Annotated in this window: 18 protein-coding genes; 11 read left to right on the top strand and 7 right to left on the bottom strand. The window is 50.1% G+C overall.

Annotation, left to right across the window (positions count from 1 at the left end; all coding sequences use genetic code 11):
- Positions 1-6 precede the first annotated feature (6 nt).
- Positions 7-753, bottom strand: coding sequence for a type I methionyl aminopeptidase (gene map, locus AC0YNS_RS16840; protein WP_475782132.1), 747 nt, complete (start codon positions 751-753; stop codon positions 7-9).
- Between the two features lie 153 nt (positions 754-906).
- Between map and AC0YNS_RS16835 the strand changes: the two genes are divergently transcribed.
- From AC0YNS_RS16835 to AC0YNS_RS16810, 6 genes are all read left to right on the top strand, one after another.
- Positions 907-3,288, top strand: coding sequence for a helix-turn-helix domain-containing protein (locus AC0YNS_RS16835; RefSeq protein ID WP_475782131.1), 2,382 nt, complete (start codon positions 907-909; stop codon positions 3,286-3,288).
- Between the two features lie 198 nt (positions 3,289-3,486).
- Positions 3,487-4,434, top strand: a complete 948-nt coding sequence (locus AC0YNS_RS16830) for an ABC transporter permease subunit (protein ID WP_475782130.1) — start codon at positions 3,487-3,489, stop codon at positions 4,432-4,434.
- Between the two features lie 14 nt (positions 4,435-4,448).
- Entirely contained in the window at positions 4,449-5,345 is an 897-nt protein-coding gene (locus tag AC0YNS_RS16825; RefSeq protein ID WP_475782129.1) for a carbohydrate ABC transporter permease, read from the top strand.
- 105 nt (positions 5,346-5,450) lie between these two features.
- Positions 5,451-7,025, top strand: coding sequence for an ABC transporter substrate-binding protein (locus tag AC0YNS_RS16820; RefSeq protein WP_475782467.1), 1,575 nt, complete (start codon positions 5,451-5,453; stop codon positions 7,023-7,025).
- A gap of 98 nt (positions 7,026-7,123) precedes the next feature.
- Positions 7,124-9,220, top strand: coding sequence for a right-handed parallel beta-helix repeat-containing protein (locus AC0YNS_RS16815; RefSeq protein WP_475782128.1), 2,097 nt, complete (start codon positions 7,124-7,126; stop codon positions 9,218-9,220).
- A gap of 313 nt (positions 9,221-9,533) precedes the next feature.
- A complete protein-coding gene (locus tag AC0YNS_RS16810) occupies positions 9,534-10,241 on the top strand; it encodes a DUF554 domain-containing protein (RefSeq protein WP_475782127.1) in 708 nt (235 codons plus the stop codon).
- Positions 10,242-10,546: 305 nt separating this feature from the next.
- On the opposite strand, the gene sdaAA is transcribed toward AC0YNS_RS16810, so the two are convergent.
- From sdaAA to AC0YNS_RS16795, 3 genes are all read right to left on the bottom strand, one after another.
- Positions 10,547-11,443, bottom strand: coding sequence for an L-serine ammonia-lyase, iron-sulfur-dependent, subunit alpha (sdaAA, locus tag AC0YNS_RS16805; protein ID WP_475782126.1), 897 nt, complete (start codon positions 11,441-11,443; stop codon positions 10,547-10,549).
- A complete protein-coding gene (gene sdaAB / locus AC0YNS_RS16800; RefSeq protein WP_475782125.1) occupies positions 11,443-12,138 on the bottom strand; it encodes an L-serine ammonia-lyase, iron-sulfur-dependent subunit beta in 696 nt (231 codons plus the stop codon). Before sdaAB ends, sdaAA begins: the two co-directional genes overlap by 1 nt.
- A 107-nt stretch (positions 12,139-12,245) precedes the next feature.
- The gene (locus AC0YNS_RS16795; RefSeq protein ID WP_475782124.1) at positions 12,246-13,046 is read right to left on the bottom strand and encodes an AraC family transcriptional regulator; all 801 of its coding nucleotides are present in this window, start codon (positions 13,044-13,046) and stop codon (positions 12,246-12,248) included.
- Positions 13,047-13,186: 140 nt separating this feature from the next.
- On the opposite strand from AC0YNS_RS16795, the gene AC0YNS_RS16790 reads away from it, so the two are divergent.
- From AC0YNS_RS16790 to AC0YNS_RS16780, 3 genes are all read left to right on the top strand, one after another.
- Complete coding sequence (locus AC0YNS_RS16790) at positions 13,187-13,972, top strand: sugar phosphate isomerase/epimerase family protein (protein ID WP_475782123.1); 786 nt, start codon at positions 13,187-13,189, stop codon at positions 13,970-13,972.
- 28 nt (positions 13,973-14,000) lie between these two features.
- The gene (locus AC0YNS_RS16785; protein ID WP_475782122.1) at positions 14,001-15,020 is read left to right on the top strand and encodes a Gfo/Idh/MocA family protein; all 1,020 of its coding nucleotides are present in this window, start codon (positions 14,001-14,003) and stop codon (positions 15,018-15,020) included.
- 212 nt (positions 15,021-15,232) lie between these two features.
- On the top strand, positions 15,233-18,070 hold the full coding sequence (locus AC0YNS_RS16780) for an alpha-mannosidase (RefSeq protein ID WP_475782121.1): 2,838 nt from the start codon (positions 15,233-15,235) through the stop codon (positions 18,068-18,070).
- A 374-nt stretch (positions 18,071-18,444) separates the two neighbouring features.
- Here the strand turns inward: AC0YNS_RS16780 and AC0YNS_RS16775 are convergent, their stop codons facing one another.
- The gene (locus AC0YNS_RS16775; protein WP_475782120.1) at positions 18,445-19,287 is read right to left on the bottom strand and encodes a phytanoyl-CoA dioxygenase family protein; all 843 of its coding nucleotides are present in this window, start codon (positions 19,285-19,287) and stop codon (positions 18,445-18,447) included.
- Between the two features lie 161 nt (positions 19,288-19,448).
- Here AC0YNS_RS16775 and AC0YNS_RS16770 point away from each other — a divergent pair, with 161 nt between their 5' ends.
- On the top strand, positions 19,449-20,327 hold the full coding sequence (locus AC0YNS_RS16770; RefSeq protein WP_475782119.1) for a helix-turn-helix domain-containing protein: 879 nt from the start codon (positions 19,449-19,451) through the stop codon (positions 20,325-20,327).
- Between the two features lie 200 nt (positions 20,328-20,527).
- On the opposite strand, the gene AC0YNS_RS16765 is transcribed toward AC0YNS_RS16770, so the two are convergent.
- Positions 20,528-21,400, bottom strand: coding sequence for a CAP domain-containing protein (locus tag AC0YNS_RS16765; RefSeq protein WP_475782118.1), 873 nt, complete (start codon positions 21,398-21,400; stop codon positions 20,528-20,530).
- Between the two features lie 78 nt (positions 21,401-21,478).
- Complete coding sequence (locus AC0YNS_RS16760; RefSeq protein ID WP_475782117.1) at positions 21,479-23,509, bottom strand: beta-galactosidase; 2,031 nt, start codon at positions 23,507-23,509, stop codon at positions 21,479-21,481.
- A gap of 99 nt (positions 23,510-23,608) precedes the next feature.
- Between AC0YNS_RS16760 and AC0YNS_RS16755 the strand changes: the two genes are divergently transcribed.
- Positions 23,609-24,490 carry an AraC family transcriptional regulator gene (locus AC0YNS_RS16755; RefSeq protein WP_475782116.1) on the top strand — a complete coding sequence of 294 codons (882 nt, stop codon included), beginning with the start codon at positions 23,609-23,611 and terminating at the stop codon, positions 24,488-24,490.
- Positions 24,491-24,502: the final 12 nt, after the last annotated feature.

Below are 24,502 nucleotides of genomic sequence, written 5' to 3'. Positions count from 1 at the left end.
ACGTCATTATTGTTTAGTAAGAACGATTGGACCTTCGTCCGTAATGGCGATGGTATGCTCATACTGAGCAGAGAGCCCGCCGTCCATCGTGCGTGCCGTCCATCCATCGGAATCGATCTTGCTTTGCCATACGCCGGTATTCAGCATCGGCTCGATGGTCATGACCATGCCGGCTTTCAGCCTGATTCCGCGACCCGCAGGTCCATAGTGAGGCACTTGCGGTTCTTCATGCATATCCTGCCCGATGCCGTGGCCGATAAACTCACGAACAACGGAGAAGCCCTCTGCTTCGGCATGCTTCTGGATCGCGTTCGATACATCGCCCATGCGGTTGCCTACAACGGCTTGCTCGATGCCTTTGTACATCGCTTCCTCGGTTACTTTGAGCAGCTTCTTCGCTTGCGCGGAAACTTTGCCTACCGCATACGACCAAGCGGAGTCAGCCAGCCAGCCATTCAAGTTGACGACCATGTCGATTGTGACGATATCTCCTTCCTTCAGCGGCGTGGCCGAAGGGAAGCCGTGACAGATGACGTCGTTGACGGAAGCGCAGGTTGCGTACGCATAGCCTTTGTAACCTTTCTGCTCCGGCTTCGCGCCGTGCTGCTCCATAAATTTCTCGGCAAATTGGTCAATTTCATTGGTTGTAATGCCGGGTTTAATGATGTTCGCGATTTCGCGGTGGCAGGCTGCGAGAATTTCGCCTGCTTTGCGCATATGCTCGATTTCATCTTTGGTTTTAATTATGATCATGTTACACCTCTTTAATGGCTAATTATAATGAAAAAATCGGCCTTCGTAAAGAAACCGACAATACGACACCGCGCTAAATTCATATAGCAGACTTATTCAACATTTGCCATAATAGGAGGTAAGCGAAGTTTCCGGCGTAAAGGGGGAGCAACAGTGAAAGGCTTCGGTATCTATAAGTCGAAGAAATATTTGCAGCGTGTTTTAATCTCCATCATGCTTTCCATGGTCGTAGTGCTCATGGCACTGTCCGTAGCGAATACGTATGTGCTGGAGGACTCCGTCAGACGCAACCAAGAGCAGTCTAACCTCAAGGTATTATCGCAAATTCAATATAATCTCACTTATATGAACGAAATCATTACGCATCTATCCAACTACGTAAATAAAGACAATCAGCTTGCCACGCTCCTGTTCGACATGAAGCTGCCTAAGATGGACTTCATTCGCGGTTATCAACGGCTGTCGAGCATTATGGACAGCGCTTCCTTCTTGCATTCCATAGCCATCTATAATCACACGCAAAATGAAATCTACGGCACTACAAGCGCCTTCCTGCTGGACGGCGGCCAAACAAAAGCCAAAATTCGCGAATGGCTCTTCGATGCTTCGAAGCCGCATCCAACCTCGCGGCTAATTCCTGTCAGCTTGGAGAAGGCAGACGGCGGAATCGATGCCTTCGCTTTTCTCGTTACGAACTCGCTGAAACCTTTCTCCAGGGCGGAATCGGCTATTATTCTTTACATTAAATCCAACTGGGTTTTCGAGAGCTTGAAGCGGATGGATGCCGTCAGCAGCGACAAAGAAGGGAATGAGATTTACATTGCCGATCAAGACGGCCACCTCTATTCCTCCGATGACGCTGTAACCGAACAGGACAAGGCTAAACGCGACCAAATCAAACAGCTGGTGCAGCGTGATAAGGAGATGAACAAGCAGCTCTCCGGTTTTGTCGTCGGGGATATCGATGGGAATAAGCAGCTCGTATCGTATATGGATGACGGAGTTCGAAATTGGACGATCATCTACGTGCAATCCTACGATTTGCTGATGAAGGATGTTCGGTCAACGCGAACGAAATCGTTTGCCATCACAGGCATCTTCCTGGTGCTGTCGATTGGCTTATCGATATGGCTGTCTTATAAGCTTTATACGCCGATTGAACGGATGCTGCGCCGCATTCGCCTGCAAGCACCGCGAGACGAACAGAATCCTTCCGCCTTTGATGGTGATGAGTTCCATCTGATGAGCGACAATTACATGCGGCTGTCAGATAAGCTGCAGGAAATCAGCTCGGAGCAAATTGTGAGCAAATATTATTTGCGCAAGCTGCTGACGGACAGCAGTCTCTTTACGCACCATGATATGCTCGAAGTGATCGAGAAGCATGGGCTTGGCATCTCGGTAAAGGATGAGCTGCTGATCTGTGTCCTGCGAATCGATGAATTTCAGGCGTTTGATCGCAATACGACGGGGGCTGCGAAGAAGCTGTATAGCTTTGCAATGGTTAACATCGCGCATGAAATCATGGCGAAGCTGTATCTCTGCGAAGTGGTTGAGGTGCGAGGCGACCATATGGTGCTGATCGTATCGAATTCTTCGTCGAGCACCTACCGAGCGGGTCAAACAAATCCTATCCCGGATTCAGCAACAACGTTCTCCGAGCAGGTCGTACCGATTGTCCGAGAAATTCAGCAAACGATTCTCCACTTCTATGGCATCTCGCTCTCATGTGGTGTAAGCGACCCGATTCCGCAATTTCCGTATATTTCGTCGGCTTATAATCAGGCTATGCAGCTCTGCAGCTATAAGATTATCCATGGTCATATGGCTACGATAATCCCCGAACAGATTAGAGAAAATTTGCTGAGCAAGCAATCCGCCATCCCGGATGTCATTGAACGTAAACTGTCAGAAGCGTTGAAGAAAGGTCAAATGTCCGAGGCGGGAAGCGAGCTGGAGAAGGCATTTACGCTGCTTGCAACATTCGGCTATGACGATATGCTGAGGGCTGTCTCCAACTTGGCATGGGTGGTGAAGAATACGGCGGCGGACATTGCCAATAACCGCGTTATCAAATTTGATGTCGATTTGGAATATGCGACTCAAATTACGCAGGAGAAAGAAACGCTGGAGGAAATGTACATTGCGCTGCTGGCGCTTTGCGCTAGGATCTGCGAAGGTCAACGTCCGGCTACGATGGAACGCAATGATATGATTCTGGAGACGATCAAGGAATTGGTGGAACAGAAATATGCAGATATCAATTTAAGTCAGCAGTCCATCGCGGCTACCGTGAAGTTATCGTCGGCCTACATCGGCAAGATGTTTAAAGACAGCACCTCGATGTCCATAACGGAATACATGAACGAAGTCCGCTTGAAGCATGCACAGCTGCTGCTGGAAACGGATGATTATACGGTCATCGAAATTATGGAGAAATGCGGATATTCCAATCCGAGCTATTTCTTCCGGTTGTTCAAAGGGAAGTTTGGAAGTACGCCAAAGGAATATCGGATGAAGAAATCCATCTCATAACGGACTTATCTTATGACCGCCGTTTCCACAAAGCCTCTCGAGGCAGTGGGAACGGCGGTTTTATTAGGTCTATAAGCCTGTAAACTGCATAAATTCGAACATTTTACACGTGTAAGATACAGCTTTTCGAAAATCGTATTCTATATTTCGCTGCCCTGGCATGGCAACATGAAGGTCAGAAGGAGGAGGTCACAAGTCATGATGGATTCGGGTCAAAGTAGCAAAGGAAACTGGCTGAGCCGAGAATGGCGGCATCTGCGCAAGAACAGAGAGCTGCTGTTGCTTTCAGTGCCAGGCATTCTTTACAAATTAGTCATTAATTATTTCCCGATGGTCGGTTTGATTCTAGCGTTTAAGTTCTTTCGGTATGATCAAGGCATCTTCGGCAGCAGATGGGTAGGATTCGACAACTTTGAATTTCTCTTCAAGTCGCAGGATGCACTTCGTATTATTCGCAACACCTTGCTGTACAACTGTACGTACATCGTGCTTGGCACGGCAACCGCGCTGCTCTTCGCCTTGCTGCTTAATGAAGTGTCAGGGCGAATGGTGAAGATTTACCAAACCGCGATGTTTCTGCCTTACTTTATATCGCTGGTGCTCGTCGGTTACATTGCTTATGCCTTCCTGGAGCACAAGAGCGGTTATTTGAACGGTATTCTGCAGAATATCGGATTGGAGCCGCATAATTGGTATTTTGAGACGATGCCATGGATCTTCATCCTGCCATTAGTATCGGTATGGAAGGGTGTCGGCTTCTCTACACTCGTCTATTACGCCGGCATTATGGGCATTAACAGCGAATATTACGAGGCGGCCAGGCTGGACGGTGCTTCCAGAGTACAAATGATGACGCGAATCACACTGCCGCTGCTGAAGCCGCTTATTATTATTTTGTTTATCTTGGGTCTCGGCAATATTTTCCGCGGAGATTTCGGATTGCACTACTTTGTACCTAATAACGTGGGGCTCAACTTTGCTACGACGGATATTATTGATACTTACGTTTATCGTGCACTTACGAAGCTTGGTGACATTAACTCAGGCGCAGCTGTCGGATTCCTGCAGTCTGTGGTCGGCTTGGTGACCATTGTATCAGCGAACTATCTGGTGCGTAGAGTCGATAAGGACAGCGCTTTATTCTAGGAGGAATTGTGAACATGTCGAATGCGAATGCGAAGTCCTTGCAGCAACCTAATTGGTTCATCAATGTATTTTTCATTATCGTCAGCGCGCTTATTGTACTTCCGTTTCTGCTTGTTGTCGCAGTATCGATTACCTCTGAGAGTAGTCTCGTTCAGAATGGTTATCGCTTCATTCCGAGTGAATTTAGTTTTGAGGCATTCCGCATTGTGCTGAAGGAACCGACCATTATGCTCCGGGGCTATGGCGTCACGATTACGATTACGGTGATCGGTACGGTGATTGCGCTGCTGCTTACCGCGCTGACCGCGTACCCGATCTCTCGTCGAGATTTTCGATATAACCGCCCGCTCACGTTCTATGTGTTCTTTACCTTGTTGTTCAATGGTGGATTGATTCCGTTCTATATGCTGATGACACAGTACTTGCATCTCAAGAACTCGCTTGGTGCGCTCATTATTCCGCTGCTGCTCAGTCCCTACAATATTCTCATTATGAAGGGCTTCCTGGACAAGATCTCGCTTGAAATCATTGAATCCGCGAAAGTAGACGGCTCCAGTGAGACACGGATATTTATCCAAATCATACTTCCCTTATCGACACCTGCACTTGCAACGCTTGGACTGTTCATTTCTTTCGCCTATTGGAATGATTGGTTCACATCCTTGCTTTTTATTGATAACGATAAGTTTGTCCCTCTCCAACTGCTGCTTGTTCGGATTTTGTCGCAGATCGAGTTTCTTGCCAATTCACCGCTGGCAGAAGCGGCCAGCAAGCTGCAATTCGCTAATTTCCCGACATTATCGGTTCGAATGGCGATGGCGATTATGGCAGGTGGGCCAATGCTCATAGTCTTCCCTTTCTTCCAGAAGTTCTTTGTTAAGGGCATCACGGTTGGTTCCTTGAAAGGGTAACGGAATTCCATGAGAGGTGGTGAGGAGGAAAGGAATTACAAAGTTGTTATTGCTTAAATACAAGGTATGGGGTTAACTAAAAACGGAGGTGTCTTTCAAGTGAAAATGAAATCATCGTCTACTGTTCTTAAATGGTGTTTACTCCTTCTATGCTTCAGCATCATCGCAGCTTGTTCCAGCAATAACAATGGGAACAACAAGAATGCGAGCGAGAACACGGCCGCAACGGATACTACCAATACAACGACGGAACCGGCTGCGAATAATACGGCAGAAGAGCCTGTCAAAGAGGAGCTTCCTGAAGTAAAATTAACGTTCTACTATCCAAGTAACCCGCCAGGACCGGATCAACAAGCCGTTAATGACGAAATCAATAAATATTTGAAAGAGAAAATTAACGCAACGGTTGATTTGAAGCCGCTTTCTTTCGACGAATACGATCCGAAGCTCAATACGATCATGGCTGCAGGCGAAGAATTCGATGTCGCATGGGGCTCTAAATACTGGCTGCTCAGCTATCAAGCAAACATTGATAAAGGCGCACTGCTTGAGCTTACTGACGACATGATCAGCAAATACGCACCTGAAGCACGCGCCAACATTCCGGATAAATTCTGGCCGGATATGAAAGCCAATGACGGCAAAGTATACGGCTTCCCGGTTTACCAAGTTGCAGCTAAGACGAAGAGCTTGGTCATTCAGAAGCGTTTTGCCGACAAATACAACCTTGATGTCAGCACGATTCATACGTATAAAGATATTGAACCGTTCTTGAAAGCGGTCAAAGAAGGCGAGCCTGATATTATTCCGTTCGGTATGGGCATGAATTCATGGGGCTTCTACACTAGTCCGGACTGGGTTGGTACCGATGGATTGGCCGTTTCGTATAAGAAAGACGACCCGAACTATTCCATTCTGACGGGTGAAGAGCAAATCAATGCGAAAAAAGAATATTATGAAACGATGCACAGATGGTATAAAGCAGGCTACATCAACGAGGATGCCCCAATTCTCAAAAACTTCGGAGACCTGGAGAAGAAAGGCAATGTCGCAGTCGGTATTGAATTTACTACGAAGCCCGGCGGCGAGATCGATGAAATGAATAACAACGGCGGCAATGAAGTTATCTATGCTCCGATTTCCGACAGCTACTTCACGGGTATCGCAAGCGCCATGCAGGTCGTTAGCAAAACGTCCAAAAATCCGGAACGCGCTTTAATGTTCATTAACCTGTTAAACACAGACAAATTCTTGTACAACTTGATCTGCTACGGTATCGAAGGCAAGCATTATACGAAGAAAGATGGCGACTATATCGAGCCAATCAAAGATTCCGGTTATGCACCGAATGTAGACTGGGTGTTCGGTAACCAGTTCAATGCATACCTGAAAGCACCACAAACCGCAGATGTATGGCAAAAAACAATCGATCTGAACAACAGCGCAATGGTTGCAGCATCGTATGGCTTCTCCGTTAACCAAGATCCGATCAAGTCGGAGCTTGCGAACACCAATGCGGTTAACAATGAATTCGCGCAAGCACTGGAAACCGGTGCCGTTGATCCTGCTGATATCATGCCGAAATACATCGAGAAACTGAAAGCGGCAGGTCAAGAGAAGATTGACCAAGAGATCCAGAAGCAGTGGGATGAGTTCCTTGTGAAGCAAGGCCTGAAATAATAATAAGCGTTATTGGTAAGAGGTAACGAAGCCAAAGAGGCAGGGGGAGCAGTACGGTACCTCTGCCTCTTTTTACATGGAACGGGAGGTCTATTCAGATGGAATTGTTTGTTTCGGTTAAGGATGGCGATGATGCTAACACGGGGACATCTGCTGAGGCGGCTGTTCGAACACTTGAACGCGCTAGGGAACTGGTACGGATGAAGCTGGCAGAAGGGGATAAACAGGACATTACCGTTTGGCTTAGCGGAGGGCGGTACGAATTGACGGAACCGCTGCGTTTGGATGAGCGAGATTCCGCTCCTGAAGGTTACTCGGTGACATATCGCAGTGCTGCACAGGATGAAGAGGGTGTCACGATTAGTGGCGGAAGCGCGATTACAGGTTGGGAGCCTTATGATGACAATATCTTTCGCGTCCGGCTGGATGCAGGAAGTGCAATTCATACGCTCTATGAGAACGGTGAGCGCGCATGGACCGCGAGGAGCCCGAAACAAGGTTACCATGTCGTTGCCGGTAAAGGAGTCGGTGATTCGAGAACCGGGTTTCGATTTCATAAGGATGATGTTCCGAGATTCGAGCATGGGCCGGGTGCAGAAGGTGCGCAAGGTGTCCAGGTCCATATATGGCCTGGGGAAGGCGAGTGGAATTGGTTCACGGAAACGAAAACGATCGACCGTATTAGTTGGGAGGAAGGGGTAGTTTCGTTCAAAGAACCTGCGCCATGGGGGATCGACCTAGGCTCGCGGTATAGAGTTCAAGGGGCGTTGTCTCTCTTGACGGAGCCGGGGGAATTTTATTTCGATGCGTCTGGCGGCGAACTATACTACTATCCAAGGCAGCTGCCAATCGAGGATCAAGTGATTGTTGCTCCTGCTATGAAGCGGGTGATTGAGCTGGCGGGCAGTTCGCCTGACAACCCGGTGATGGGTATTGTGCTTGAAGGCTTGACGGTGGAGTGCTCCGATTATGCGCAGGAATATCGAATGCCGGAAAGCAACTGCGAGCACGAAGAGAGCAGACATGGACTCGTTTATCTCGAGAATGCCTGCGGTATTTCCGTTCGAGGCTGCCGGCTCTGGAACAGTGGATTCAGCGGCATCGTACTGAATGGAGCCTGTCTGGGGAATGAAATCTCGGACAATCTGATCGAGCATACCGGCTACAACGGAATTTATGTGATCGGTATCGCTCCGGGAGAAGGCGACTATGCCAGCGCCGAGCAGGCTGATGTGAGCAAAGGGAATCTCATTTCGAATAATTTGATCCGGCACGGCGGCGAGCTCGTTGGTCACAGCTCCGGTATTCAGCTCTATCAAAGCGGAAGCAATGAAGTGTCACATAACGAAATTCACGGCATGCCGAGATATGGCATTTCGCTGAAAGGCTTAAGACAAGGCGCCATGGAGTCATCCTATTACGGGACGGAGGTTACGTGGGAGAATCATTGGGATTTCACGCATACGCGGAACAACCTGATTACTCGCAATAACATTTGGGATGTGATGAAGGACAGCCAAGATGGCGGGATGCTGGAGTCTTGGGGAGCGGGGACCGGCAACCGGATTATTGCCAATCGGTTTCATCACAGCGGCATTTATTTCTCCTTCGGCTTCTGTATTTATTTGGACGATGCATCGGATTACTATCATGTTTCACATAATGTGATCCATGATTTGTACAGCGCGGGCAGCGGTGTGCTGTGGTTTGTTGTTTTCTCCAAAGGTATCGGCAACCGGATTGAGAACAATCTGCTTGTGGACAACGATGCTCGGGCTGCTTTCGGCACGCAAGAGATGGCCGGTGAGGCGAATCGAGAGATAACGATCTTGCGTAACCTTGCAGTGAGATCGGGGGATCAGCTGTATCATTTCGTCAATTGGAAGGATGATCGACTGCTGGAGGCGGACTTCAATCTCTATGACAATGAGACGAAGGAGCCGACAGTGAGCGGAATCTACGGGGATGACAAACGAGGCCTCGTACCTATTCCATGGGAAGCTTGGCGCAATATGGTGGATGGCAAATTTGATGCGCACACCTTGAACTCGGATGCGATGCTAATCACAGAAGGGGAAGGCGGCAATGTACAATTTACGCTGGATCCGGCATCACCTGCATTTGGTCTTGGCTGGGAAGAGATCGATATGAGCAGCATGGGCTTAAAACAGAACTTTCCGTTTCCGCGGGGTTGAAAAAAATAGCAGTTTACTTCAGCACGGCGGCGGCGGTGTGTTTGAACTCACACTGTCCACAAAAGCACAGAGTACCAGGTAATCGACGACGCCATGACCCTCTTGAATGCCCTGCTTCTCATAGGACTTCCATAGTGGATGCCGATACTTTGTGAGATACGGACCTGTTCCGGATTTCACGAATGGAGAATGGGTCGTCCGAGGCGCAGGGGCCAGAAGCAAATATTCGCTGGATGAGGTGTGTGATGAGTTCTATCACGAGTAGAGTCTATGTTACGATAGACGGGAAGTGACAATAAAGAGGTAGAACAAGGTGGTATTGACGGGGGCAGTCGTAAACGCAGCTGCAATAATTGGGGGAGGCACACTTGGCATCGTGCTTCCTCATGTCAAAGAAGAGATGAGAAAAACGGTTATGGCCGGAATGGGGATGCTTGTACTTGTCCTCGGTATCGGCATGGCGCTCAAGTCCAATAACTTTGTACTCGTTGCCTTCAGCTTAGCGATTGGCGGGATCTTTGGCGAGCTGCTTGCCATTGAGCATAAGCTGCAATTACTAGGTGAGCGTTTGCAGAAACTAGTATCGCAAGCCAAGCCAAGCAGCGTTGCGGAAGGGTTTGTCACGACGACACTCATATTTTGCATCGGGGCTATGGCGGTGCTTGGGTCGCTGGAGAGCGGCTTGCATAACAACCATGACATCTTATTTACCAAATCTATTTTGGACGGATTTCTAGCGCTGCTCTTTGCTTCGACTTTAGGCGTTGGGGTACTTTTCTCTTCGGTGCCGATCCTGTTGTATGAAGGAGCACTTGCGCTGTTTGCTTCCATTATTACTACTTGGATCGGTCAGACGATGCTGGACGATATTATCGTGGAGATAACGTCCATCGGCGGGGTTTTGATTATGGGCATCGGCATTAATATCTTGAACGTGATGCGGATCAAGGTCGCGAATTTGCTGCCTTCTATTCTAATTGGCGCTTGTCTTGTGCCGATTCTAAAGTGGCTGGGCATTTGAACCAAAAATCGGGTCGGGCTCCGCTCCGGTTGCCGAGAGTCGAGAAATCCGACTCTCACGGCGGAACCGCGCTGAAATGCTGCCTCAAATGCAACATTTCACTCTCGGGATGGCCGAATTCCACCAAATGCTGCAGCAAATGCAACAATTCAAGGGGAATGGGTAGCAAAAAGAGCTCTTTGGGAGATTTTGTTGCATAAAGCGCAACATTCTCTCCCAGAGAGCTCTTTTTATATAGAAATGTTGTAAAATTGGCAACATTTCTTTCGCGTACATCCGGGCTCATGATAGTGCAATCGCGGTTGTTACTGCTGCTGCGGCGGGTTTTTCTTATTCTTAAGGTCGCTCATAATTTTGCGCCCTGTTGGCGTTTGGGCCAGGCCGCCGCCGGCTGTTTCGCGGTGGATCTCCGGCATGGCTGAGCCGACTTCTAGCATTACTTGTATGACTTCGTCGGATGGAATGACGCTGCGAACACCGGCAAGCGCCATATCCGCGGCAGCCAGCGCCGTAACGGCGCCGAAGCCGTTGCGAACGATGCATGGAATTTCTACGAGTCCGCCGACAGGGTCGCAGATTAACCCAAGCGTATTCTTCAGCGCGAGGCCTACGGCATGAATCGCTTGTGCTGGCGTACCGCCTCGCAGCTCCACGAGTGCGCCGGCCGCCATGCCGATGGCGGAGCCGACCTCCGCCTGGCATCCGCCTTCGGCGCCGGAGACGAAGGAATTGTTGGCGATGACATAGCCAATGGCGCCGGCGGCGAATAAAGCATAGACCAGTTCTTCGTCTGCCAAGCCAAACCGCTCCTGGGTGCTGACGAAGACGCCGGGGATGATGCCGCAGGAGCCCGCCGTTGGCGTTGCGATGATGCGGCCCATGGAGGCGTTAACCTCAGACACCGCAAGCGCATACGCCATCGCATCGCTGGCCGATCCGCCGAGGCTTGGCTCGAGCTCTTGTCTCTTCGCCAGCACGCGCTGCGCATCAAGACCGGTTAACCCGCTGCGCGATGTGGTATTCTCGTGCAGACCGCGGCGGACCGCTTCTTTCATGACGCCGTAATAGGCGGTCATCTTGGCGAATTCGTCCGCTGGCGACTTTCCTGACTCCGCGCTTTGTTCCTCCAGCATCAACCGCCCAATCGAAAGCCCACGCTGCGCGCACAGCTCGCCAAGCTCTGATAACGTCCGAAAATTCATTACGCACCAGTCCCCTCTGATTGACTAAGATCAACGGTATAAATGGCTTGCACATGGTTGATTTCTTTGATTGCCTCAAGCAGCGGAGCGGGCAGGGCAGCATCCAGCTCAAGCACAGTCAGTGCATCACCGCTTCGACCTTTACGATCGACGGACATATGACCGATGTTGACGCTTTCCGATTTCAGCAAGGAAGTCAGGTCGGCAATCACGCCGGGACGGTCAGCATGCCGGATGACAAGCGTGGGGTAGTTGCCGGTAAGCTTAACGGCAAATTCATTTAATTCGACGATTTCGATATTACCGCCTCCGATGGAGGTTCCGATCAAGGATAGCTGCTGCGGGACAGGCTGATCCACGGATAAGACGAGTTTTACTGTATTGGGATGGGAGAAGAGTCCTTTGCCTTGTTCGAAAGAAATAGCAAGGCCTCGATCACTCGCGATATCGAGCGCTTGCGGGATGCGATAATCATCTGTGGCGAAGCCAAGCAATCCGCTGACAATCGCAATATCCGTACCATGTCCTTGATAGGTAGCGGCGAAGGAGCCGTAGAAAATAATTTCCGCTTGATCCGGCACGCCGCCCAGAAGCTGACTGGCAACAAGCCCGATTCGGACTGCGCCGGCGGTATGAGAGCTGGAAGGTCCCACCATGGAGGGGCCGATAATGGAGAATACGTCTTTGAATCGCATGCGGCAGCAGACCTCCGATTAGAATGTGGCGACAAATTAGGCCGTAAACATATGCTATTGTTTCCAAGAGCAGCAAAGAGAACTCATTTCCAAGTTGTTCGTAATGGCTAGCTCAGCCGATAGGCTGCGGGGGACACGCCGTACTTCTGACGGAAGACGCGATAGAAGTAAGAATAACTGCCGAAACCGCAAGTTATCGCAATCTGCTCCAAGGTCATGGTGCTGTATTTGATGCGGTCAATGGCCATGGATAATCGGACATTTTGGGTATACTGAATGATGGTCATGCCATAGCATTCCTTGAACAGATGGACGGTACGCGATACGCTGAGCCGTGCACATTCGGCCACCTCGGCAATCGTGAACGACCGTGCGGCATTCTCGTCGATGAAGTTTTTCATGCGCGTGGCGACAAATGATTTCCCTTGAAACACCGACTGTGTTGTGATCGCACGGTCAATGCAGAGGCATAACGAGCGCAGTAAATAATCGGCCAGCTCGCGATCCTCTGCTTCAAAGCGCCGTTTCTCTAAGATAAGTGCCTGCCAGACCGACAGCCAGCGTTCATCCGGAACAACCTTTACGCGCTGAGGGCGATCCTTGCGGCTCCACCACTCGTCGAGCCAGCTCCCGCGACAGATGACGTAATAATCGCCGCTTGAGATCTCGGTTTGCGCATCCTCTTCTTCCTGAGAGTGACTTGGCGCGATGTTCAGCTGATAGTAGTCACCAGGCTTAAAGAGCAGCAGATCACCGGCTTCAATTCGCTGCATCCGACCGTCGACGAGCGCCTCACAGCTGCCGTCCACTTGCAAACGAAACACATAGGCGCGCAATCCGTCCCGATTGGTAATCTGAAATGGCTGTGAATGATAGGAGTAATTGCAGCTCATAATTTCGGTATTCAAAGGTCTCTCTCCATTTTACAGCAAAATTGTACATGTCACTGTTATATAATACATCTACGAACGCCTTGATATCCACTATAATGGTTGTCAGATTGGTCAACTAACCGGGCTTGACGCCGATCAGGCGTTCATCCGTCATTATGAAAGGAAGATCACAAGTGAAAATCGGATTACAATTGTTTACACTGCGTGACGATACAGCTAAAGATTTCAGAGGCACGCTTCGCCAAGTAGCGGCAATGGGCTATGAAGGCGTTGAATTTGCAGGCTACGGAGATATCCCGGCTGAAGAAATGCGCGACCTTCTGCAAGAGCTTGGCCTTGAAGCATTCGGCAGCCATGTTGGCTTGCAGCAGCTTGAAGAGAGCTTGGACGAACAAATCCAATACCTCAAAACAGTTGGCGCACGTTATGTGATCTGCCCATGGTTATCCCCTGAGCAATTGGCTGGCGGAGAAGCGTTCTGGCGCGAGCTGATCGCGAAATTCGCAACTTTCGGCGCTCGTCTGCGCGAAGAAGGTCTGCAATTCTGCTACCACAACCATGACTTTGAATTTGCCGCTCAAATCGACGGCGAATACATTTTCGATGCGATGTACACGAAAGTAGATGCTGATCTGCTTAAAGTGGAAATGGACATCGGTTGGGTGCAATATTCCAATCAAGATCCGCTGGCTTATATCGCCAAATATGCCGGCCGTCTGCCGCTGCTTCACTTGAAAGACTTCCGCAAAGAAACATCGGTCAACCATATCGACACAGTCGAGCTGGGTAAAGGTGATCTTGCGCTGAACGATATTATCGACGCGGCTAACAAAGCAGGCGTTGAATGGCTTGTTGTTGAGCAGGACAGCTGCGCAAACCCGCCGCTTGAATCCGTACAAACAAGCATGGAATGGCTGAAAGCAAACGGCCATAAAGCATAATTATTGATCAAAGGGAGAGTTACTTCACATGAAGAAAATTAAAGTAGCCGTTGTAGGCTGCGGTGCGATCGCTCAGCGCCGTCATATTCCGGAATACGCTGCTAACCCGAACGTAGAGTTCGTAGCATTCGTAGATCCAGTTATCGAACGTGCAGAAGAACTTGCAGAGAAATACAATGCGAAAGCATTCATAAGCTACGAAGCTATGCTTAGCGAAATGAAACCAGAGGCTGTCAGCGTTTGCACGCCGAACTATCTGCATGCTCCGGTTACAATTGCTGCTGCAAACGCAGGCGCTCACGTGCTTGTTGAGAAGCCAATGGCATCCACGGACGAAGAAGCGGCTGCCATGATCGAAGCAGCCAGCAAGAACGGCGTATATCTGATGGTTGGTCACAACCAACGCCTAATGCCTCCACACGTGAAAGCGAAGCAGCTTCTTCAAAGCGGCGCGCTTGGCCGCGTATTGACATTCCGCACTTCCTTCGGCCATCCCGGTCCTGAAGGCTGGAGCGTAGACGGCAAAGGCAGCTGGTTCTTCCGTAAAGAAGAAGCAATCATGGGCGCAATGGGCGACCTTGGCGTGCACAAATCCGATTTGATCCGTTACCTGCTTGACGATGAAGTTGCGCAGGTAACAGGCTACATCGGTACGCTTGATAAAGAAGGTACAGATGTTGACGATAACGCGACGTGCTTGCTTCGTATGAAGAGCGGCGCAATCGGCACGCTTGTAGCAAGTTGGACGTACTACAAAGGCGAAGACAACTCCACTGTACTCTGGTGCGAGAACGGCGTTATGAAGATCGGTACAGATCCGAAGGATCAAATTATCGTTGAGCTTCGTAACGGCACAGTGGAACGCTACAACGTCGGTGCAATCAGCACAAACGATAAGCAAGAAACGAGCGGCGTTGTAGATGCGTTCATCGAATCGCTTCTGACTAACACCAAACCAAGCATCTCAGGCGAAGAAGGCCGCAAATCGCTTGCAGTGATCTTGGCTGCATTCGAATCCCAAGCGACAGGCCGCGTAATCTCTCTTTAATACACACTACCAACACGATGACTCGCAGGCAGCACACTTGAACATTCAATGTGACTGCTTACGGGTCATTTTTTCGTCCTCAACACGCTAAGATTACCTCATCATAGTTTAATAATGCCTAATTGCAGGTTCGAACTTGTAACGCTATGCTAACCTTGTGCCGTTTGTGCTGATTTTCTTCAAATCCGATTCAGAGAGGAAAGGAATTGAATATGAACGAAACGAGAATTAGACGACTTATCGGACCGGAGCCGCAATCCTATTGGGATGACCTGGAATTCAGCGGCCGTAATGAATGGAATGATCGCATTCTCTCGCAGCTGGTATTCGCTCAGGAGCTGTCGAAGGTGAAGGGACTAAAGTATGATGCGGTAATCGCAAGCACGCTTGATTACATAGAACAGCGCATCGCGGAGGATGGCGCCATCGTAAAACAAGCTGCGCTTGAGGCGGAACGAATGCTGCAAAGCTTAGCTGCTGATGCGAAAAGTTACGATGTCATTGCGGTGTCCCATGCGCATATCGATATGAACTGGATGTGGGGCTGGGACGAGACGGTTTCCGTCACCATCGATACGTTCCGCACGATGCTTAATCTGATGGAGGAGTATCCGGAGTTTACGTTTTCTCAATCCCAAGCCTCGATTTATCGAATCGTAGAGCAATATGCTCCATCGATGCTGGAGGAGATCAAACGCCGAGTGAAGGAAGGCCGCTGGGAAATTACGGCGTCGCACTGGGTGGAAGCGGATAAGAACATGCCAAGCGGCGAGAGCTTAGCACGGCATATCCTCTATACGAAACGCTACCTTAGCCGCTTATTTGATATTGCGCCGGATAGCTTGAATTTGGATTTTGAGCCGGACACGTTCGGGCATAGCCTACAGGTACCGGAAATACTGGCCAATGGCGGTGTGAACTATTACTACCATTGCCGCGGTGCTGAGGGAGACCCGCTTACCCGCTGGGAAGGGCCTTCCGGTAAATCGGTCATCGTCTACCGTGAACTGACCTGGTATAACGATTTTGTCCGTCCTGTATTCACGTCTTATGTACCGGACATTTGTCGCAGGACAGGCTTGAATTCTTATCTGTATGTATATGGAGTAGGCGATCATGGCGGCGGGCCGACCAGACGTGACTTGAATCGTTTGCGAGCGATGCAGGAATGGCCGATTTGCCCCACGATACGGTTCGGCGGTTATGCCGATTATTTCAAAGAAGCGGAGCGTGTCGGGGATCAATTGCCTGTTGTGAAAGGCGAGTTGAATGTCGTCTTTACAGGCTGCTACACGTCTCAGACCCGGATCAAGAATGCGAATCGTGTTTCAGAGGCTGCTCTTAACGAGGCGGAATTGTTCAGCTCGGTAGCTGCAGCAGCACATGGAGCAGTTTACCCGGGTGACACTTTCGAGGAAGCATGGCGTGGTGTATTGTTTAATCAGTTTCATGATATCCTGCCAGGCTCCGGCGTTATCGAAACTCGCGAGCATGCGCTGGGGTTGTTTCAGAACACGATGGCGATTGCCGGAACGAACCGGAAGCTTGCGCTTGAGCGAATCGCAGCCGATATTGATACATCGGAGATTGAGATTGGCCATTCGGCCACGAACACGGCGCAAGGAGCTGGTGACGGCTTCGGGACCCGTGATTTCAAGATTACGCAGGTAGAGCGCGGAGCCGGAAGCAATCGTATCGTGCATCTCTTTAATTCTTCGCTGCAAGCGAGGGAGGAAACCGTCGAAATCCTGCTCTGGGATTGGAAGAGCCCGATTAAGGCGATTGTCGTGAAGACCGCTGCGGGCGAGACCGTGCCAAGCCAGGTTCTGGATAGCGGCCTGAATGCCTATTGGTCGCATGATTACTTGCGATTGCTTGCGCGCGTGAAGGTGCCGGCGTGCGGCTATTGCACCTTGATCGTAGCTGAAGGGGAAGGTTACTCCTCCCAAATCGTCATTGGTGATCCGCGGGTTGACCGGGATGAAGATTATTTGCTCGAAAATGAATTTGTGCGGGCTGTTTTTAATCCAACAGACGCTTCTGTAATTTCCCTCATTGACAAGAGATCCGGCGAGGAGCTGATAGATTCAGCCAGACCGGCCGCGATATTCCGACTAATTCAGGAGGATCCGAGCAAAGGGATGGCGGCATGGTGGGTGGGCCGTTTTATGCAAATCGACAGCCTCCATGAGCGGGTAATCATGAAGAAGACGGTTTCGGGGGAATTGCGGCAAACAATCAGCTATGAAATGCAGTTCAAGACTTCGTCATCGCTTCACGTGACGGTTTCACTGGATGCAGGCAGCACAAGCCTTGATTTCCATGTGGAATGCAATTGGCAGGAAGCGGGTAGCAGAGAGGTTGGCATTCCGCAGCTGCAGTTCCATCTCCCAATTGGCTATACGAGTGAAGCCTACAAATATGATGTTCCGTTCGGGACAATTGTACGGGAAGCCAGAGATATGGAATTGCCGGGCAACAGCTTTGTGCAGGCATTGCGTGCTGATGATCCGCATAAGCCCACGTTGTTCATCGTGACGAACAACAAATACGGTTTCCGGGGAACGGATAATTCGATGTCCGTTTCGCTCATACGCGGTTCGTATGAACCGGATCCCTATCCGGAGCTTGGCAACCATCATCGGATTAAGCTTTCCGTTTGTCTGGCGGAAGCATCGGCGTCAAGCCGCGATATCATCGAGCAGGCGTACCGGGTTAACCACAAGGTAAATGTGCTGTCAGGCTCGAAGCGGTCGGGCTCGAAGCCGGCGGATGCGGGGTATATCGAGCAGTTGGATGACGCGGTTGCCGTATCGGCAATCAAAGTTCCGGAAGGAAACAGCGGGGCCAGCTGGATTATTCGGATGTACGAAGCGGATGGGAAGCGCGCGAACGCCTCATTCAAGCTGTTCCAAGGCGCAGTAAGAGCGTACGCGGTCGATGTGAACGAGAACCTGATTCCGGGCGATCGTACTGTGACGCTTGCGGGCGATACATTAAACGTTGAAGTAGCGCCGTATTCGCTTGCTGCTGTACGCATTGATTTCTAAACGAACTCATATGAAAAGGCTAGCTCCCGTCGGGGGCCAGCCTCAGGCTGCCTGAGAAAGTCAGGCAGCCATTTTTTTTGGATCAAATTGTAACGGTTGTCAGCGAGCCTATTTCTAGGAAAAATCGATGTTTTAAACGCTTACGGTTGTGACAGAGGTTATATAGATCAGAATGGTTAATTTCGACTAGAAAATGGTCATTTAAGCTCTGTGGCAACCGTTAGCGAAAAAAACAGCGCTTTTTATGCAAAATAGCTACTGTCACAACCGTTACAAGTTTGAATGTTGTGGTTAGGAGACGGGTTAAGCGGCTGGTTCCGCTGCAGTTAAAGGCTAGCCCGAGCATCACGTCGATGCAGGGCTAGCCTTTTCATTTATTTCTTATAAACAAGCGGGTTGAGCGGGGAAACAGCGGGTTCCCCTGCTTTAACACCTGGGAACCATGACTTTAAATCGTTTTCGCGTGCACTGCTGTCCGGTTGTGCCATCGTGTTGACGCCGTCAGCGACATAGATGATCGTCATGACTTCGCGCATGGAATCCGTTGGATTGCCGGGCGCAGAATGCAGCGTCCATCCTGCATGGAATGTTGCATCACCTGCGGACATAGCGCCGTAGTTCGTCTTCGCAAGGCCTTTGCCTTCAATATAGGAGCCAAGCGTCTTATGTGATTCGTCGGAGATGAATTGACGGCTCATGTAGCCGGACGTATGTGATCCATCCACGAAAGTCATCGAGCCGACTTCCTCGGAAATCGGAACAAGCGGCATCCATAGCGTAATCGTGTTTGGCGTTTCAAGCGGCCAGTACACTTGGTCTTGATGCCACGGCGTATGGCCGCCGCCCGGTTCTTTGAACAATGCTTGATCGTGATAGATCCGAACGCCATCCACACCCATAAGCTCGGCTGCGATTTTGGCGAAACGACGCGCCATGACGAAACGTTTGATACCTTCATTCATTTCCCATAGGTTTCCGATTTGGATAAAAGCTTTACCGTACGTATCCCGCTCTTCAACCGGTTTCGTATGGTTATTGTGCTGACGCACGGTTTGCTCGATAAGCGGCTCATAGAAGCTCATTTCATCAGGAGTTACAATGCCCTTCAGGAGGATATGCCCGTTCTTCTGATAGGAATCGGTTTGTTCTGCTGTCAACGTATAATCGCTGTCAAGCTGCGGAAGCTCGGCGAGGTTGGATGGATTTGTGGTCGTCATTATGATCTAATCTCCTTAGTACTGCTAAGATGCTTTTATTATAAAGCACAGCTCCTGCTGCTGACTTTGTTCCGGTCTCTCAATTCTTTTGTCAAAAACAACTGCGACTCGTATATAATAAAAGCAACTCATACCCGATTGCGTCCAAGGAGCTTATCCAAATGTACTTATCTGAATTGATGGAGAAACAGCCGATTGTTCCCTATATTCGAGAGAGCGATTATGCCGTCAGGAAGCCGTGGTTATCCGCGGAACGGAGATTGCTTGATTATTTGCTCGTTTATTTTCAAGAAGGAGAGTGCGTGTTTCAAGTAGATGGTGTCCCCTATGAGTTTCGAAGAGGCGACTTTTGTCTGATTCAACCGAATGTCTTGAATGTGCTGGAGGGGAAAACGAATACGATTACGCCGTTTGCCCATATGGACTTCTTCTACGATTCGCTCAGGGAGGACCGATTTCCGACCCGCAGCGGCCAGATTGATCTGGAGCCGTACAGCCATCTCATTCAGCCGCGGCTGAACGACTTTCATGGCGTTACAATCCCGGTCAGGCTGCAGCCGAAGCATCCGATCGCGCTGCGGGACAAGTTTCTCGCGATGGTGGAGTGCTGGCAGCATCGCGATCCGCTTATGCAGCTTCGGGCACAGTCCATGGGAACAGAAGTGATCCTAACCATTCTGGAGGATCACACCGATCTGAAGCAAACGGAGAAGGCAGCGCCGCAGCGGATGAATTGGATTACATCCTTCTTATCCCTGAATTTGGCCGAGCCGCTCACGGTTAGTGAAATGGCAGCGAGAGCGAACCTTTCCCCTTCGCGTTTCAGCGCGAAATTCAAGGAGCAGCTCGGCGTTTCGCCGCATCGGTACTTGCTCCAATTGCGCATTCACCATGCGCAGGAGCTGTTGACCGGATCGGACAATACCATTGAAGAGATTGCCGCGTACTGCGGCTTTGCCGATGTGCATCATTTTACGAAAGCGTTCAAGAAAGAGGTTGGAGAAGCGCCGGGCCATTACCGCAGCAAACGTTGCACATAATCTGACCCAGAACCCACCTCGAGCCCACATCGAACCCACCATCATTGCAATCAGTTTCTTAACCTGACCCGAGCAAACTAACTTCATGCCTCGCAACCACAGTGCGCCGCCGCATCACTTATTATCGTTTTATATAAACAAAAGCTGTCTCCAAAGTGTCGCATGACACAAGTTGGGACAGCTTTTGATTTGGCAATTGCTTAAGGTTTGATAAATTGCTGCGTCCAATACGGACTCATGCTTCCGCCCGGAGCATAGCCGACGCCCAGTTGGGTGAAGTTAGCACTGAGGATGTTGGCACGGTGACCCGGGCTGTTCATCCAAGCAGTCATAACCGCTTGTACGCCTTGCTGACCAGCTGCAATGTTCTCGCCGGCATAGGAGTAGTTGATGCCGAACTGTTTCATCATATCGAACGGACTGCCGTAGGTTGGAGAATTGTGATCAAAGTAACCTTTGTCACGCATATCATTCGATTTGGCTTGTGCAACCTTGGACAGCGATGCATTCAGCGACAGCGGCTGAAGGCCGGCTTTCGACCGTTCTGCATTAACCAGCTGCAGGATTTGCTGCGAGATGGAGGAGCTGTCCGCTGCGTTGGATCCGCCGGCATTGCCGGTGTTGCCAGCATTACCGGTGTTTCCTGTATTGCCAGTATTACCTGTATTTCCGGTATTACCTGTATTGCCAGTGTTTCCGGTATTCCCGGTCCACTTATTGCCGCCGGGGTAGGTAACATTCGGATAGCCAGTGCCCGGATTCGCGGCGCCGCCGCCACCCGGATTCCAAGTACCGCCATAATAAAGCTGATACCACGGTATATTGCCTAACTGCGTATTCTGGGCTCTCAGCGTGCCTGGCTGGGTTGTCCGCAGCATGCGATGACCTGTGTTCAGCGGCAGAAGATCATCATTGGATTTGATGCTCAAACGCTGCTGGTTGAGGTCGTGTCTGCTTGCCGAGTGGTAGGTGTTGTTTGGAGTGACGTTGCGATCCGACACCCCATTGTAGATAAGAGCGCCAAGACCAAAAGCTAATACAATTCCGAATAATGTACCGAAAAACCTTCTCATTTGAGTAACCAGCTCCTTTCACACCAACTAATATGTTCAGCGGGGAAAGGAGCTATTCGATCTCAGAGCTAGGCAATATCAAGCAAATTGCTCAAGGATGAGGACATCGCGGCCATTAATGACAGCTTGCCCAGCGAATGTGTTTCCGGTAATAAGGTCGGTGCCTGACTCTGTTCCGAGCTCGATCGTGACGGATTTTGCATTGTGGTTCAGGACGAATAAATAAGCGCGATTATCGATCACTCTGCGCGTAACTTCAACGCCCGGCTGCTTGCCCGGCAATGGAGCAATACCATGCTGTTTGCACAATACATCAGCGAAACCCTGCAGGAATTGTTCATCCGGGCTGGAAGCGACATACCAAGCTTCGCCGCTGCCATACTTATTGCGAGTTAGGACAGGCATGCCGGCATAGAAATCCTCGCCATATTCGGCGATGACTTCTGCGCCTTCGCTGTGGATAAGATCACAAAGCAAATTGCAGCGATAAGTGCCTTCAAGCGTACCTAAAGTATCTTTCATTACGACTGAGTTGGTGCCGTTAGGGAGCAGGGCGTCGATTTCCTCGGCCCAGATGCCAAGGAGCGGGCGCAGCTCTCCCGGATATCCGCCTAACGTTACAATATCGTTCTCGTTCACGATCCCGCTGAAGAAGGTCGTTACGAAGGTTCCGCCGTCCCGGACAAAATCTTCGATTCGCGAAGCCATACCCGGCTTGACCATGTACATAACCGGAGCGATAACGATGTCATATGCGGAGAGATCATCCTCGAAGGATACGATGTCCACTTGGTAGCCGCCATCATAGAAAGCCCGGTAATACTTATGAATTTCGTCGACATATTTCAAATCAACGGTCGGTCCGCTCGAATATTCGATTGCCCAGCGATTCTCCCAGTCGAACATAATGGCAACTCGGCTCGGCAGTCTCGAACCAAGAAGCTTCGTCCCCATAGCGTTCAGCTCAGCTCCAAGCTGTGCGCATTCGCGGAATACACGAGTATGCTCATGACCGACATGCTCAATAAGCGCGCCATGGTATTTCTCGCAAGCACCGACAGAGCGGCGCAACTGGAAGAACATCACGCTGTCCGAACCATGCGCGACGGCTTGATAGCTCCATAGGCGCATAATTCCGGGACGTTTGAGCGTGTTATACGCTTGCCAGTTCTGCTGGCTCGGCGTTTGCTCCATCAACAGAAACGGTGCTCCGCCTTTCAGCCCGCGCATCAGATCATGCGTCATCGCAACGTAGCTGGAGGGGGTATTCATGGAAGGATAGTTATCCCAGGCAATGATGTCCATATGCTTGGCCCATTTGAAATAATCAATTTGTTTATAGGTTCCCATTAAGTTAGTCGTAACGGGAATATCAGGCGTGTAAGCCTTAATGGCATCATATTCCAGCTTGTAACATTCAAGCATGCTGTCCGAATTGAAGCGGCTAAAGTCGAGCGAGATGCCTTGGAAACAAGTTTTGTCGTACGACCATTGCTCTGTTAGCGCGCTTGGCAGCACAATTTCGTCCCACTCGTAGAAGGTATGTCCCCAGAAACGGGTATTCCATTGTTCATTTAGTTTGTCCAAAGTGCCGTATTTCTTCTGCAGCCAACCGCGAAATGCGATTTCGCATTGATCGCAGTAACATTCGCCGCCATATTCATTGGAGACATGCCACAGCAGAACGGCAGGATGGTTCTGATAACGCTCTGCAAGCTTCGCGGCAAGGCGAGTGGAGTAGGTCCGGTAAACCTCGCTGTTTGGACAGGAGTTGTGGCGTCCACCGAATTTATGCTTCCGTCCTTCGAAATCGGTACGCAGAATTTCGGGATAACGCTTAGCCATCCAAGCGGGATGAGCACCCGTGCTTGTTGCCAAGCAGGCATAAATGCCGTTTGCATGGAGCATGTCCATAATCCGATCAAGGGTTTCAAAATCATAAGTATCCTCGCTTGGCTGAAGCAACGCCCATGAGAATACATTTACGGTAGCGATGTTCATTCCTGCAAGTTCCAGCATACGCATATCTTCCGGCCAGATGGCGGAATCCCACTGTTCGGGATTATAATCGCCGCCATATAACATTTTGGGCAGTTTCGAAGTATCCATAGTCGCAAATTCCTCCAGTGAAGTGAATGATAACAGCTTTATTTTATGGTAAGATGCGGATTAGAGATATATAAAAAAGAATAGGCAGGATATGATAATATGGAACAAATCATCGAGCGGAATAAAGGGTTCAATGACGGTCAGCAGCGCAGCCGCTACATGTTCACGCTGGGTGAGTACGAGCTGCCGCTTTATGTAGATAGTATCGGAATCAATCCGGACCAAGAAGCCGTGGACCGGACAAAGGGCTATCCGTGCTTCCATTGGCTGCAAACGATAGAGGGCGAAGGCGAGTTCGAGCTGAACGGAATTAAGTATTCGCTTCCGCCAGGCAACGGTTCCCTGCTATTTCCGGACGTCCCTCATTTCTATACAGCAAAGCCGGGCAAGAAGTGGGCGACCATGTATGTGACGTTCGGCGGTGTCCTGGCAGCATCGATGCTGGCTTCCCTGGGCATCCGGCAAACGGAATGGCTGAATTGGAACGAAGACGCGCCAATTACCTCGCAATTGGAGAGCATGATTGAACAAGCGCAGCATGATGAGGACAGGACAGGTCTGAATGCTTCCGCGCAGCTGTACCGATTTCTCACGATGATCAAAATATACGGCCAGAAGGGCGGACGTTCCTCAGTATTCCAGCATTTGGAGAAGCTGGACCCGCTTCTGCATTGGCTGGATTTCCATTACGGTGACCCGGATATCAGCCTGACCGATATGGCGGAGCAGCTTGGCATCAGCTCCCGTTATTTAAATTCATTATTCCGGCAGGCGTTCGGCATTACGGCCTATGCTTACTTAATTCGACTGCGGATGATTAAATCCAAGGAAATGATGAGCCTTGGCGACAAAAGGTCGATTAAAGAGATAGCGCAATTATCCGGCTATCGCGATCCCAGCCATTTCATTGCCGCATTCGGCAAAGCGGAAGGGATTACCCCGGAGCAGTTTCGTAAGCTGCACGGCTTAACGACGACCTGATAAGGAAACGGA

This window comes from Paenibacillus sp. J22FR21 (assembly GCF_056269135.1).
This window is presented reverse-complemented; position numbering and strand designations above follow the sequence as displayed.

Excerpts from the sequence above, each read along its gene's own strand:
- map (WP_475782132.1), bottom strand. The coding sequence starts at position 753 with ATGATCATAATTAAAACCAAAGATGAAATCGAGCATATGCGCAAAGCA.
- AC0YNS_RS16830 (WP_475782130.1), top strand. The coding sequence starts at position 3,487 with ATGATGGATTCGGGTCAAAGTAGCAAAGGAAACTGGCTGAGCCGAGAA.
- AC0YNS_RS16825 (WP_475782129.1), top strand. The coding sequence starts at position 4,449 with ATGTCGAATGCGAATGCGAAGTCCTTGCAGCAACCTAATTGGTTCATC.
- AC0YNS_RS16820 (WP_475782467.1), top strand. The coding sequence starts at position 5,451 with ATGAAATCATCGTCTACTGTTCTTAAATGGTGTTTACTCCTTCTATGC.
- AC0YNS_RS16815 (WP_475782128.1), top strand. The coding sequence starts at position 7,124 with ATGGAATTGTTTGTTTCGGTTAAGGATGGCGATGATGCTAACACGGGG.
- sdaAA (WP_475782126.1), bottom strand. The coding sequence starts at position 11,443 with ATGAATTTTCGGACGTTATCAGAGCTTGGCGAGCTGTGCGCGCAGCGT.
- sdaAB (WP_475782125.1), bottom strand. The coding sequence starts at position 12,138 with ATGCGATTCAAAGACGTATTCTCCATTATCGGCCCCTCCATGGTGGGA.
- AC0YNS_RS16790 (WP_475782123.1), top strand. The coding sequence starts at position 13,187 with ATGAAAGGAAGATCACAAGTGAAAATCGGATTACAATTGTTTACACTG.
- AC0YNS_RS16785 (WP_475782122.1), top strand. The coding sequence starts at position 14,001 with ATGAAGAAAATTAAAGTAGCCGTTGTAGGCTGCGGTGCGATCGCTCAG.
- AC0YNS_RS16780 (WP_475782121.1), top strand. The coding sequence starts at position 15,233 with ATGAACGAAACGAGAATTAGACGACTTATCGGACCGGAGCCGCAATCC.
- AC0YNS_RS16775 (WP_475782120.1), bottom strand. The coding sequence starts at position 19,287 with ATGACGACCACAAATCCATCCAACCTCGCCGAGCTTCCGCAGCTTGAC.
- AC0YNS_RS16770 (WP_475782119.1), top strand. The coding sequence starts at position 19,449 with ATGTACTTATCTGAATTGATGGAGAAACAGCCGATTGTTCCCTATATT.
- AC0YNS_RS16765 (WP_475782118.1), bottom strand. The coding sequence starts at position 21,400 with ATGAGAAGGTTTTTCGGTACATTATTCGGAATTGTATTAGCTTTTGGT.
- AC0YNS_RS16760 (WP_475782117.1), bottom strand. The coding sequence starts at position 23,509 with ATGGATACTTCGAAACTGCCCAAAATGTTATATGGCGGCGATTATAAT.
- AC0YNS_RS16755 (WP_475782116.1), top strand. The coding sequence starts at position 23,609 with ATGGAACAAATCATCGAGCGGAATAAAGGGTTCAATGACGGTCAGCAG.